Here is a 13,970-nt window from a genome sequence, read left to right as displayed (position 1 = left end):
GCGTAATTTCAATACTGTAATTATTATCCTGTTTCAAAAAAATGATACCTGCCGGGCGGGTTAAATATCCCGCCCTAGCGCGCGCCGAAGCGGCTGTCCAGCGCCAGGCTGAGCATGCACTGCTGGTTAACCCTGACCGCGCGCCAGCCCGGACCGGTTTCCCCTTCCTTAACAATCGACATGCCCTGGGCCGCCAACTGAGTTAGCAGTTCGGCAAATTCCTCCTCGCTGACCGGGCGAGGCTGCCAGAAGGTGCGTTTGTTGTCGGTAAAGATCGGCAGCAGCTGAATCTGCGGCGCGCACCCGCCGAGCCGCAGGCGGACGATAAATCCCCAGGCGGGCACCCCGCGCGTCTGGTACTCGCCGTTACTGTTGAACACCGCATTGCCAATGCTGTAAACCACCAGGCACTGCCCGAGTTGGGCTGCGTCACCGGCCATATGGGGCCCGGAGCCGATAATCAGGTCCGCACCGGCCTCGCTCAGGCGCTGGGCCTGTGCCCGCTGGCCGGGGGTGGTCCAGCGATAGTCCAGCCCCCAATGGGCAAGGACAATCGTGGTTGCCGGATCCGCGCTGGCTTTCTCGCGACGTAGCTGCTCCACCAGCCCGCCGCTCAGGCAGGCGACGCCCGCGCGCCGTGGGCGGGCATAAAAGGCGCACTCCTGCTCCATGTAGCGGCGATACCAGTAGGCGCTGAAAATCTTATATCGCCGGCCGCCTATCGTCAGCAGCAGCGGCGCCTGGGCCTGTTCGGCATTTACCCCGGCACCGATGCAGGCAATCCCGCCTGCGCGAAACGCTGCCAGGGTGCTGTGCAGCCCCGGCAGGCCGGCATCCATGGCGTGATTATTGCCGAGCGCCACCGCGTTGATGCCCTGTTTGCAGAGTGCCGCAACGGACGCCACCGGTGAGCCGGTCAGGCAGAAGGGTTTTCGTCCTTCGAGGCTGGCGCTCAGGTCGGTGGTCAGCGCGGCTTCAAAATTGGCGAGGGTAAAGTCGCTGCCCTGCAGCAGCGGGGCGATAGCCGCGAAGCTGTGATCGTAGCCGTGGCGCTGCAGGGCATCATCGATCCCGCGCGCCTGCCGCTGACGGGTGTACCACTCGCCAAAATAGGTATCGCCCAGCAGGGTGACGGTCGCCTCAGGCGAGTTGATCTGCCGCGCATCAGCCGGTTCGCAGAGGGTGTCGAACCCGGCCAGCAGGGCATCAAGCTGATAGTCGAGATGGAAGGCGTCATCCGCCCCGGCGATGCAGGCCAGCCACAGCTCGCCGTCGACCCACTGCAGGGCAAACCCCCAATGTCCGGCGCTGAATTGCCCCCACGCGCTGCCGTTGTCGTGCAGGTTGCTGGTTTTGCGGTACACACCTTCGCTGATGACCGCCTCATGCTCGCTAAACCACGTCAGCAGGTGCGGGTAACGCTGGTGGAAATAACCCATCAGCCGGGCGATGTCCGCAAGCGTCGTGCGCTGTCCCGGGCGGGCACGGCCGGAGACGTTATTGATCCGGGTCTGGCCCATGTTGAGTTCAGTCGCCAGCTGCCGGAGCAGAGTAAGCGCCGAGGCGCAGCTGCCTGCCAGCTGTTCCGCAAGGTTAATGGCGGCATCGCAGGCATTGTGGATTAACATCCCCTGCAGGAGCGATTTCAGCTGCATGGTGCTGCCCCGCTGGAGTCCGATTGCCGGGTTCCCTTTGAGGATATCCGCAGCAATGCCGCGCACGGCGATGGGGGTCTCGAGGGTGATCTTTTTCTTCAGCAGGCGCTCGGCAAAGCAGCAGACCAGCAGCAGCTGGCTGAGATAAGCAGGAGCAAAGGTGCTCCCGATCTGTTCGGCCACCCGCTGTTCGCCGGTAGACAGGTTAACCAGCAGGCGCGCCGTTTGCCCTTTCGCCAGCGCGGGCGGGGCGGCAAGCCGCGCTTTCAGTTGGCCGACGACCTGCTTAAAATCGGAGTTTCGCACGCTGCCTTTGACCAGCACCACGTCCCCGTCACGCAGGGCCGGGGCCGCAGCATCAACCAGCGCCTGCGCCGTCGAAAAATGCCCACCACGCACGCTGTCCGGCAGGGCCGCGTGCAGGGCCGCCATCTCCTCGCCGTGCAGGAAGGCCCGCTGGCAGCCCGCGTCCAGCAGCGGTTGTGCCAGCGCCCGGTGGATCGCCGCGTGCTGATCGCCAAGGTTAACGATCCGCCCCAGCAGGGCGATCACTCGCCCTCCGGTGTGCTGGGCCACGCCAAAGGCGTTGAGCATCGACAGGTATTCGGCGTTGTAGCTGTCGTCAATCAGCGTCGCTGAGCCGCCGTCCGGCAGCGCCAGCGCGGTGATGCCCATATGCTGCCCATCGCCGCGATAGCCTTCGAGGCCGGTAATAATTTGTGCCAGGCTGACGCCCAGCAGATCGGCGGCGACAAGCGACGCCACCGAGTTGAGCGCCGCGCCCCGACCGGGAACCGCCAGCCGGTAGCGCAGGGTGTGATCCCGCAAGGCGAGGGTGATGTGGCTCCCGCGCTCGTCGGGAATAACGTCGAGGATCCGCACGTCGGCGGCGGCGTCGAAGCCGTAGCTAATAATCCGCGCCCCGTCGCGTGCAACATTCGCCGCCACCGTGGCGTATCCGGCCATCTCGCGATTCAGGACAGCGTAACCGCCGGGGATCAGGCCGTGGCTGATACGCGATTTATAGCGCGCCACGTCGTCGAGGGAGGTCACGCTCTTGCCCACCTGGGTCATGCCAATTTCGGTAATGATAACGATATGCGGCTTGATGCGCGGACCAATACCGCCGTTACGCATCCACAGGGCGGAGATCGCTACCTCCATCACTACCGCCGCGGGATCGCAGGCCGCCCGCGCCAGCGTCACCGATGCGCCGGTGCGGGTATTGTGGTTGCCCCGGCTTGCCACCACCGGCATCGCGCTGGAAAGGATCCTGTCCAGCATCTCTTTGGTCGAGGTTTTCCCCACCGTCCCGGTGATAGCCACCACTTTGCCGTTGAGCCGCCGCCGCGCCTCTTCGGCCAGCATCAGTAGCGCCTGATAGCTGTCGCCCACCACCAGTTGGGGGAAGTCGGGCGGCAGATCCGCCAGGTGACGCTGGACGATGGCCCCGCAGTAGCGGGCGACATGGTGCGATAACGTCAGATGAGTATCGTTCCAGCCTGCGTAAATACCGGTATTGCCGGAACCGCGCTGCCAGGTGTCGGGGTCGATGGCGACAAACAGGCAAGGGCGGGAGTCATCCGTGTTGTCGTGCAGGATCGCGATATCGCCCGCCACCCAGTCGGCAGCCGGGCGATTGTGCCAGACGCTGCCAGGCAGCTTTTCGAGGTCGGCGACGGTCCAGCCTGCCGGGCGCGAGGGGTGACTCATAGCGATGTCCTTACTGTCTGGCGGCGTGCCCGCGGCGCGGACACAGATTAATTGCGTTAATGCCCGCATTGCCCAGCAGATCGTGATACTCCGGCGGTGCGGCAGGGCGTTCGAGCAGTTGTACCTGATGACCCCGATTGCCCAGCGCCCTGGCGTAGCGCATCTGCAGGTCGAACGGGGTGTTGCGATCCTGCGGATTGCCGATCACCAGGATCAGACGTTGGGGATCGGGGGCAATACTGTCGAGGTGATCGAACGGATCCCAGGGATGGGGCAGTCCGGTACCGTCCAGCGCGGGGGCAGGTGCCTCGCCGCGCTGCTGGCGCAGACGCTCGGCCCGCTCCAGCAATCCCCATGCGCCGGAGGTCAGTACCGCACAGTCAATGTCCCGGCGGCCATATGCGAGCAGCGCCGAGGCGGCGGTCGCGCCGCCGCTGTGTCCGCTGAGGATAAGGTGCTGGATCCCGTAACGCGCTTTGATGGCGTCGACGGCGGCATTGAGGGCCAGAAATTCTTCCGGCTGGCGGCGGCGATAATGATTGCCGCTCGAGCCGTAGGTGCCCGGCCGGGCGATAATCACCGTGGGCAGACCGGTCTTGCGCATTATGGCCTGCGCCTGACGGCGCTGGGCATCGGCGGTATTCGCGGGGATGGTCTGTGGCGGACGGGTAATCAGGGACACCCGGTCGCCTTTAAACACCATCAGCGCCACGGGGGCGTTTTGCAGACGACCGGCGCTAAAATAGCGGATGCAGGCCTTACCGCCAGGGTAGTCTACCCATGCGGCATCGTCCCCAGGCGGACAGTTTTGCTTGCTGGCCGGTTGGTTCCACAGCAGCGGCGTGTTGGCGTGAGCCGCCAGGCCTGTCAGCAGCAGAACGAAAAGTGCCCAGCATCGCCTCACAACACCGCCCCGGTTAAACCTATATATGCACAGAATACACAACTGATGATGCATAATGTTACTATATATTAAGGAATTTTACGGCAGGGGGTTTCTCTGGCGCAAACAGGAGTCCACATATTGCTCAGCCACTTTCTTGCGCAGATCCGTTCGGAGCTGGACACGCTGACGCTGGCCCCAAAACCCGCTCCGTGCCCGGCATGGGTGCTGTTTTTTAGCGTCTCTGACGGCAAAAGTCGCGCGCACGTTGTGCACTGCTGCGGCGAGACCTTCGAGCAGGCCTGGAGCCAGGGAACGCAGGTGCTGGCGCAGTGGCAGCAAAAGAGCAAGGCGGAGGTCTGCTGGCTGCGGGTCGACCTCGTCGATAAAGTGCAGGCGCTGCGCTGGGATGCACTGGAAGCCCGTTTAGCGCAAACCAAACGCAACTATTTCCGCTTTGGCCTGAGCCTGGATCCGGCGTTTCGCTACGCGATGCTGGAGCAGGAGATTGGCGCTAATGCGCTGCTGTACCACGGCGACCACGGCGTCGCCACGCCCAACGCCAATAACCTGGCCCACTTTTCCCGTCGTCGTTTTGGCGCGCTGCTGAACTGGCCTGAGCAACCTGACCAGACGATCTGGCGCTTCACCACCCGATCGCTGTTCTGCGACGGCGAGCAGGTGTTGCCCATCGAATCGACCGGGCGTAACAGCGGCTACCGCCAGCTGCCGGACTGGCAGGAGACCGCGCTTACGCCGATGATCGCCTCGGCCACCGACTATCTGGCCCGTCAGGTCACGCCGTCCGGGCGCTATCAGTACGGCTGGTTCCCCTGCTTTGATCGCGCGATCCCTACCTATAACGCCCTGCGTCACGCCAGCTCGACCTACGCGCTGCTCGAAGGATGGGAAGTGACCCAACAGCCTGCGCATTTTGCGGCGATTGAGCGGGCGCTGGCGGATCTCTGCGCCACCTTTATTCGCACTTACGCGCTCCCTGACGGCAGCGAAGCCGACTTCCTGGTGGATACCGGGGATGAGATCAAGCTCGGCGGCAATGCAGTGTGCATCCTGGCGATGAGCAAATACTGCGAGCTGACCGGCGACAGCCGCTACGTCGCACAGATGGAACGGCTGGCTAACGGGATCGGCTTTATGCAGGATCCCGGCAGCGGCGGTTTTGTCCACGTGCTGAACGCCGGGGATCTGTCCCTGAAGGCGGCGCACCGTATCATCTATTACGACGGGGAAGCGGCGTTCGCCCTGATGCGCCTGTACGGTCTGACGAAGGAACCGCGCTGGCTCGCGATGGTCGAGCGCGCGATGGATCACTTTATCGAACAGAAGCACTGGCAGGCGCATGACCACTGGCTCAGCTACTGCGTAAACGAGCTGACCCTGTACCGCCCGCTGGAACGCTACTACCAGTTTGGGCTGGACAACGTGCGCGACCATCTCGACTTTGTGCAGAATCGCGTCACCACCTATCCCACGCTGCTGGAGTTAATGATGGCGGCCTCGCGGATGATTGAGCGCCTTGCCGATTCGCCGCACGTGCAGCTGCTGGCCGGTTTTGACCGGGAGACATTCAACCTGGCGCTGGAAACCCGCGCCCGTTATCTGGCCAATGGCTTTTTCTGGCCGGAGGTGGCGATGTTCTTCAAAAATCCGGCCTGCATCGTCGGCAGTTTCTTTATTCGTCACCACAGCTACCGGGTGCGGATCGATGACGTTGAGCACTATCTTTCCGGCTATGTGGCGTACCGTAAACGCGGGCTTCTTGAGCGGACAGGCTGACGGATGAACCGCCGACGCGCACTTTTTTCGCTGAGCGCCTGGCTGCTGGTGCTGCTGGCTTTCTCTACTGGCCTCGGTGCCGGCTGGGATTTCAGCGCCATCAGCACCCGCACCGAGCGGCTGTACGGTCCGGCCACGCCGGCGGCCAGGCAGCGGATCGACGAGTGGGCAACCCTGCTGAAGAACCCGCCGCAGGGCACCATCCAGCAGAAGCTGAACGCGGTGAACCAGTTTTTTAACGATCGGATGGCGTTCCGGGATGATATTGTCGTCTGGAATCAACAGGATTACTGGGCCACGCCGATTGAGTTTTTACGCAAAGGGGCAGGGGACTGCGAAGATTATGCGCTGGCGAAATACTTCACCCTGCGCGAACTCGGCGTTCCCGCCAACCAGTTGCGCATTACCTACGTTAAAGCGCTGCAGCTGAATCAGGCGCATATGGTAGTGACGTGGTACGCCACGCCGGATGCCATTCCGCTGGTGCTCGACAACCTTAAAACGACCATCCTGCCTGCCACCCAACGTACTGACCTGCTGCCGGTGTACGCGTTTAACGGCGAAGGGTTGTGGCTGCCGCAATCCGGCGGCAATAAGCGCGTGGGCGACAGCAAACGGCTCTCCCGCTGGCAGGATCTTCTCACCCGAATGCGTGCAGAGGGATTTGAAATTAATGAATAGGAAAGACCATGTCTCTTTATAAACAGCTACTGATTGGCATCTGTTTATTTACGTTCGTCATTTTCTGCGGCAACTTTGTCGTCACCCTGGAAACGTCGCGCGAACAATATCGCAATCAGCTGAGCGCCCACGCGCAGGACGCGGCGACGGCGCTGGGACTGTCGTTAACCACCCATATCGATGACCCGACCATGACCGAGCTGATGGTGAACTCGATCTTCGATAGCGGGTATTTTTATCGCATCCGGGTGGTCGACATTACCACGAATAAGCCGATTATCGAGCGCAACGATGTGCCGCAGGATACCCGCGTCCCGCAGTGGTTTGTGCGGCTGGTGAACCTGAGCCCGGGGGAAGGCGACGCCATTGTGATGCGCGGCTGGAGCCAGGTGGCCCGCGTTGAAGTGGTCAGCCATCCGATGTTTGCGCTGGCGCGCCTGTGGGACGGGATGGTTGCCAGCTTCTGGTGGCTTACCGGCTGCAGCCTGCTGTTTATTCTCGGCGTGACCCTGCTGCTGCGCCGGATGCTGCGACCGCTCAACTATATTGTCGGCCAGGCAATGGCTATCTGCCGCCGCGAGTTCCTGAACGTTCCGGCCCTGCCAAAAACCCCGGAACTGCGCCGGGTGGTAGAAGCCACCAACATGATGGTCACCCAGCTTAAGGTACTGTTCAGCGAGCAGGCCCAGCGCAGCGAAACCCTGCGCAAAGAGGCCTATTCCGACAGCCTGACCGGCCTGAGCAACCGCCGAGCCTTTGATATGCAGCTCCAGTCGCGCCTCAGCGATGAAGAGAACGCTTCGGGCCATCTGATGCTGCTGCGGGTGCAGGATCTTATTGGGATGAACCAGCGTCTGGGCGGGGCCAAAACCGACCAGCTGTTGACCAGCGTCGCCACTATCCTGACCGGCCTGCAGCGCAATTACTTCCATAACGAAGGCTTCTTATCCCGCGTGCGCGGCGGAGAGTTCGCGATCATCGCCCCGCAGATCCTGCCGCAGGAGATTGAGAACCTGACTCAGACCCTCAGCACCCAGCTGAAGGCGCTGGCGGAAACCGGCATGAGCGACGTCTCGCCGGTGGCCCACTTCGCGCTGGTACCGTTCCAGGTTGGCGATACGCCGCAGGCGGTTCTGATGCAGGCGGACCAGGCGCTGGCGATGGCCGAAACCGAGATGCGCTTTTTTGCCAGCCCCGAAACCCCCTCCGCCAGCGACAGCGAAGCGGATCTTCACAGCTGGCACACCCGGCTGGATACGGTGCTGACGCACGAGGCTTTCGAGCTGTTCTCCCAGCCGGTGTACCAGTGCAATAACGCCCACGTGGTGCTGCACCACAAGATCCTCGCCCGTATCCGCACGCCGGAGGGCGAACTGGTGCCTGCCGGACGCTTTATGCCGTGGATCCATCGTCTCGATCTGAGCCGGAGAATGGACATTGTGATGCTGCAGCAGACGCTCAACGAAATGGCAAAATCCACCCGACCGCTGGCGCTGAGCATCAGCGGTGCCAGCGTGGCCGACGATCAGAGTCTGAATGCGCTGCTGCAACCGCTGAAAAATGTGCCGCAGCTTGCTGCCCGTCTGACGCTGGAGCTGGACGAAAATGAACTGCCTGATGCCGAGCGCGTCAATATTCTGGTCAGCCGACTGAAAGATCTGGGCTGTCGTCTGGGGATCCAGCATTTTGGTGGTCGCTTCCACCTTATCGGCAATTTACCGCAGTGGGGGCTGGCGTGGATTAAGGTTGACGGCAGCTATATTCGCGATATCGATAGCGAAGAAGATAAAAAACTATTTATTGAGGCTATCTACTGGGCAACCCGTCAGATTAATTTACCGTTAATTGCCGAACGTGTAGAAACGGCCGGTGAACTGGCGGTACTCGAAAAAATAGGCTTGTATGGTGCGATGGGTCGCTATTTTGCGGATGCCAGTACCTTAGGTGTAAATTAACCTCGCACAAATAATGGGGCCGAATATGTACTACATACAATGCGATGCCGAAGGGCGAATTATTCAGGTAGAGCTGACGCCGTTTCGCGGCATGACGCAACAGCATGAAGCCAGTACGCCCGAGATTGATGAGTGGCTACGCCAGCGGGAGACGCGCGAAGCCACGCTGACCCAGTTGCGCCAGAGCGACCTTGAAATGGTCCGCGTGCTGGAAGATTTGATTGAAGTCCTGATGAGTAAAGGGGTGGTAAGCATTACCGATCTGCCGCCTGCCGCGCAGGCCAAACTTACCAACCGCGCGCAGGCGCGACGCTCGTTAAGTGGCCTGGAGGGATTAATTGCCGATGAGGATGAAGGGCTTATTTAAGCCTTTTTTGTGCGTTAACTCGCATTATGTTTCCCAAAGTGATTGAGGGGGCGAATGATCTAGCCCCCTGGATTTATCAGGTAACCATCTGCGCACTACTTTTCATTCATCATATCTATTAATATACGCCCCAAGTTGCACCAGCATCAAAAACACGCCTGCTGAGGCGCGTATTGTCGTTTTTGTTACACAGCGAATGAAAAATATTAAATAAATTCTCTTTTAACATTCAGGCTCGATCAGCGGAAGAATTGGGCGAGAAAAGGATTGAGGGAAACAAACTATGAGTGGCGTATCTGGGATCGTCAAAGCAGTTATTGGAGAGGTTTTTGCCGTAGGGCCTGATGGTAACAGGCGTTTACTGGTTGAAGGCGATAGGATCCTCGAAGGGGAGCAGGTTCAGACCGGCGCATCCGGCGCGATCACCCTGACGCTGGCGGATGGCAAACATCTGGATCTGGGACGTGACAGCCAGTGGGATGGCTCCGGCAGCGTAAGCACTGACGCGACGGCTGCACAGCAGCAAGATGTTGCTGCCCTCCAGCAGGCCATTGCCGACGGCCAGGATCCAACCCAAACCCTGGAAGCGACTGCGGCCGGCCCTCAGTCTGCGGCGACGGGCGGCGAGCCCGGCGGCAGCGGCGGGGGATCCCATACCCACGTTGTGCTCGATTTAACCGCTGATATTGTTGATCCCAATGCAGGCTACCCAACGATCGGCCTTGACTTCCCTGATGACGAACGTCCGGAAGAATTAACGCTGCTGGATACCGACGATTCCGACGCTGATGCCGATGCGGATGCGGATGCGGATGCAGATGCCGACGCCGATTCTGATGCCGATGCCGACGCAGATTCTGACGCCGATGCCGATTCAGACGCGGATGCCGACGCCGATTCTGATTCTGACGCAGATGCCGATGCAGATTCTGATGCCGACGCCGACGCCGACGCCGACGCCGACGCCGACGCAGATTCCGATGCCGATGCCGATGCAGATTCTGACGCCGATGCTGATGCTGACGCAGATGCCGACGCCGACGCCGATTCTGATGCCGATGCCGACGCAGATGCCGATGCCGATACTGATGCCGACGCAGACGCTGATGCCGATGCCGATGCGGATGCTGACGCCGATGCCGATGCCGACGCCGACGCCGATTCAGATGCGGATGCAGATGCGGATGCCGATACTGATGCCGACGCCGACGCCGACGCCGATGCGGATGCCGATTCAGATGCCGATGCCGATGCCGATGCCGATGCCGACGCAGATGCAGATGCAGATGCAGATGCGGACGCAGATTCTGATGCCGACGCCGACGCCGATGCGGATGCGGATGCGGATGCGGATGCGGATGCCGATTCCGATTCCGATTCCGATGCAGATGCAGATGCAGATTCTGACGCCGACGCGGATGCCGATTCTGATGCCGACGCCGATGCAGATGCTGACGCCGATTCAGACGCCGACTCTGATGCAGATGCCGACGCGGACGCAGATTCTGATGCCGATGCCGATGCCGATGCCGATGCCGATGCCGATGCGGATGCCGATGCGGATGCCGATTCTGACGCAGATGCTGATTCTGACGCAGATGCTGACGCCGATGCGGATGCCGATGCGGACGCAGATTCCGACGCCGATGCTGATGCTGATGCTGATGCTGATGCTGATGCCGACGCGGACGCAGATTCTGATGCCGATGCCGATGCCGATGCCGATGCTGATGCTGATGCGGATGCGGATGCGGATGCGGATGCGGATGCGGATGCAGATTCTGATTCCGACGCGGATGCAGATGCAGATGCCGATGCGGATGCCGATTCTGATGCCGACGCAGATGCCGATGCGGATGCTGACGCGGATGCGGATGCGGATGCCGATTCCGACGCAGATGCCGATGCGGACGCAGATGCAGATTCTGATGCAGACGCTGATGCCGACGCCGACGCCGACGCCGATTCAGATGCCGATTCAGATTCCGATTCCGATGCGGACGCAGATGCCGACGCCGACGCCGACGCCGATGCAGATGCGGACGCAGATTCTGATGCCGATGCCGACGCGGATGCGGATGCGGATGCAGATGCGGATGCAGATTCTGATTCCGACGCGGATGCAGATGCCGACGCCGACGCCGACGCCGACGCGGATTCAGATGCCGATGCCGATGCTGATGCTGATGCTGATGCTGATGCGGATGCTGATGCGGACGCAGATGCGGATGCCGATGCGGATTCTGATGCCGACGCCGACGCGGATTCTGACGCCGATGCAGATGCCGACGCGGATGCCGATGCTGACGCAGATGCCGACTCCGATGCAGATTCTGATTCCGACGCGGATGCCGACGCGGATGCAGATGCGGATGCGGACGCAGATTCTGATGCCGACGCGGATTCTGACGCCGATGCAGATGCTGATGCCGATGCGGACGCAGATGCAGATGCCGACTCCGATGCAGATTCTGATGCCGACGCGGATGCGGATGCGGATGCCGATTCTGATTCCGACGCGGATGCAGATGCCGACGCGGATGCGGATGCTGACGCCGATGCCGATTCTGATTCCGACGCCGATGCTGACGCGGATGCAGATTCTGATGCAGACGCAGATGCCGATGCAGACGCAGATGCCGATGCCGATGCCGATGCCGATGCCGATGCAGACGCCGACGCCGACGCCGATTCAGATGCCGATTCAGATTCCGATTCCGATGCAGATGCAGATGCTGATGCCGACGCAGATGCCGATGCGGACGCAGATGCCGACGCCGACGCCGATTCTGACGCAGATGCGGATGCGGATGCCGATTCTGATGCCGACGCAGATGCCGATGCCGATGCGGATGCCGATTCAGATGCCGATGCGGATTCTGATGCCGACGCGGATGCGGATGCAGATTCTGATGCCGACGCGGATGCTGATGCAGACGCAGACGCCGACGCCGACGCCGACGCCGATGCAGATTCTGATGCCGACGCCGACGCCGACGCCGACGCCGACGCGGATTCAGATGCCGATGCTGATGCGGATGCCGACGCCGATGCCGATGCGGATTCTGATGCAGATGCGGATGCGGACGCAGATTCTGATGCCGATGCCGATGCCGATGCCGATGCCGATGCCGATGCCGACGCCGACGCAGATTCTGATGCCGACGCAGATGCCGACGCCGACGCAGATGCAGATTCTGATTCCGACGCGGATGCAGATGCCGACGCAGACGCTGATGCGGATGCGGATGCGGACGCAGATTCTGATGCCGACTCTGATGCAGATGCCGACTCTGATGCAGATGCCGACGCGGACGCAGATTCTGATGCCGATGCGGATGCCGATGCCGATGCGGATGCCGATGCCGATGCGGATGCCGATGCGGATGCTGACGCCGATGCTGATGCTGATGCTGATGCGGATTCTGATGCGGATGCCGATGCCGATGCCGATGTAAAACTGACCGTCACCGTCACCCCTGGCAGCAAGACCACGGAAACGTCAGATGACAAGATTACCCATATCAACGGCGGCAGCGGGGATCCGAACGGTTACGATATCCAGAACGGCGTTATCGTGGCGATCGGCAGTAATGTGCACGTCTGGCTCACCCCGGACAGCCCGGATGGCAAGATCCAGGGCGATTTTGTGCCGAAGTCCGCCAGCCCGGATCAGATCCATTATTACACCAGCCAGGGTAACGCCAACGCTAACGACGTCACGCGGGGACACACCGATATCTTCGTGGTCGGCGACCATACGGGCGGCTATTACCAGCAGGGCGACTGGTCAAATGACCGATATGACTTCAGACCGCTGAACGGCATCACCGGTAACCAGGGCGTGCCGGAAGGCGATGTCGGCAAAGACTATATCTTTGTCCAGGGCGACGCGAAGGATTACACCGTCACCGGTGTCGATCATCCGCAGAACCACCAGAACAACGATATCGATAACCTCCACGTTGTCGAAAATGGCACCGGGAAGTCACCGTTCCAGAATGCGAACGGTATCGAAGGCGTGATCTTTGGTGATGGACCATCGTCGTCGCATGGCGGCAATACCACCTCCAGCACCAACGTAACGCTGAACCTCGACGTTAACCTCGAAAGCTCAGACAGCAGCGATCACCTGAACAGCATTACCTTGAGCGGGATCCCGGAAAACGCCACCTTTACCGGCAACCACGTCAGCGCCACCTATGACGCGGTGAATAAGGTCTACGTCCTGACCTTTGATAACGACACCACCCACTACACCGGCCAGGTCAGCGCCGAGTTCCCGGGGGCGAAGGGGGATTTCGACGATATCACCCTGAAGGTGGACTCCACGGCATCCGATCATCACGACAGCGAATTTACCTTTGATGGCGAGAAGGGCGGAACCCAGGTCAGCGAACATCATGCCGGTGACAGTGCGTTAGATCACGACGATGACATTGCCCTGGCGTCCAGCCACAGTGTCGATGACGCACATACCGATAACCACAGTACGGACACCGGGCCACACAGCGCGTCGTTAATTGATGACGATAACCTGATGTTCAGCACCACGGCTGTCGATCCTGAGCAACGTTCCGATGACACACAGACGGTGAAGATGGAGAGCGCCAGCAGCACGCTGTCAGGGGAAGAGCAGGATCAACAGCTGGACTTCAACGACCTCATCCATGACGAAGAACATAACGATCTCAGCAGCCTGATCCAGGCGGGGCCGCAGAGCGAAAGCGCTGACGGACCGGCGGAGGTCGCCCACGTTGCTGCCGAAGGCGGTGAGACGGTAGGGACAGACAGCTACGATGCGGGTCATGAAGCAATGGTGGATAGCCTGATCGCCAAACCGGAAGAGATTTCCTGACCGGTCGCCGCGCAGGAGACTGCGCGGCGGACAATCGCACCATCATTTCAGGTCAGACGAC

General features: G+C 60.9%; 6 protein-coding genes and 1 pseudogene. 5 read left to right on the top strand and 2 right to left on the bottom strand.

Annotation, left to right across the window (positions count from 1 at the left end):
• Positions 1 to 74: 74 nt before the first annotated feature.
• Together M8013_RS16875 and M8013_RS16870 are read right to left on the bottom strand one after the other, a co-directional pair.
• A complete protein-coding gene (locus tag M8013_RS16875) occupies positions 75 to 3,368 on the bottom strand; it encodes a CapA family protein (RefSeq protein ID WP_271268945.1) in 3,294 nt (1,097 codons plus the stop codon).
• Between the two features lie 10 nt (positions 3,369 to 3,378).
• Positions 3,379 to 4,272, bottom strand: a complete 894-nt coding sequence (locus M8013_RS16870) for an alpha/beta hydrolase family protein (RefSeq protein WP_271268944.1) — start codon at positions 4,270 to 4,272, stop codon at positions 3,379 to 3,381.
• Positions 4,273 to 4,389: 117 nt separating this feature from the next.
• Here M8013_RS16870 and M8013_RS16865 point away from each other — a divergent pair.
• The 5 genes and pseudogenes from M8013_RS16865 to M8013_RS16845 form a co-directional block, all read left to right on the top strand.
• A pseudogene (locus M8013_RS16865) lies at positions 4,390 to 6,021 on the top strand (Mur ligase); the annotation flags it as partial.
• A 30-nt stretch (positions 6,022 to 6,051) separates the two neighbouring features.
• Positions 6,052 to 6,729, top strand: coding sequence for a cysteine protease LapG (gene lapG / locus M8013_RS16860; RefSeq protein WP_271268942.1), 678 nt, complete (start codon positions 6,052 to 6,054; stop codon positions 6,727 to 6,729).
• 8 nt (positions 6,730 to 6,737) lie between these two features.
• Complete coding sequence (lapD, locus tag M8013_RS16855) at positions 6,738 to 8,684, top strand: cyclic di-GMP receptor LapD (protein ID WP_271268941.1); 1,947 nt, start codon at positions 6,738 to 6,740, stop codon at positions 8,682 to 8,684.
• Between the two features lie 25 nt (positions 8,685 to 8,709).
• The gene (locus tag M8013_RS16850) at positions 8,710 to 9,051 is read left to right on the top strand and encodes a tryptophan synthase subunit beta (RefSeq protein ID WP_271268940.1); all 342 of its coding nucleotides are present in this window, start codon (positions 8,710 to 8,712) and stop codon (positions 9,049 to 9,051) included.
• Positions 9,052 to 9,334: 283 nt separating this feature from the next.
• Positions 9,335 to 13,909 carry a hypothetical protein gene (locus M8013_RS16845; RefSeq protein WP_271268939.1) on the top strand — a complete coding sequence of 1,525 codons (4,575 nt, stop codon included), beginning with the start codon at positions 9,335 to 9,337 and terminating at the stop codon, positions 13,907 to 13,909.
• The last annotated feature ends 61 nt before the right edge of the window (positions 13,910 to 13,970 follow it).

Source organism: Silvania confinis (assembly GCF_025564085.1).
GTDB classification, from domain to species: domain Bacteria; phylum Pseudomonadota; class Gammaproteobacteria; order Enterobacterales; family Enterobacteriaceae; genus Enterobacter; species Enterobacter confinis.
Note: the sequence above shows the minus strand (reverse complement) of the source record. Positions and strands in the feature narration are given on the sequence as shown.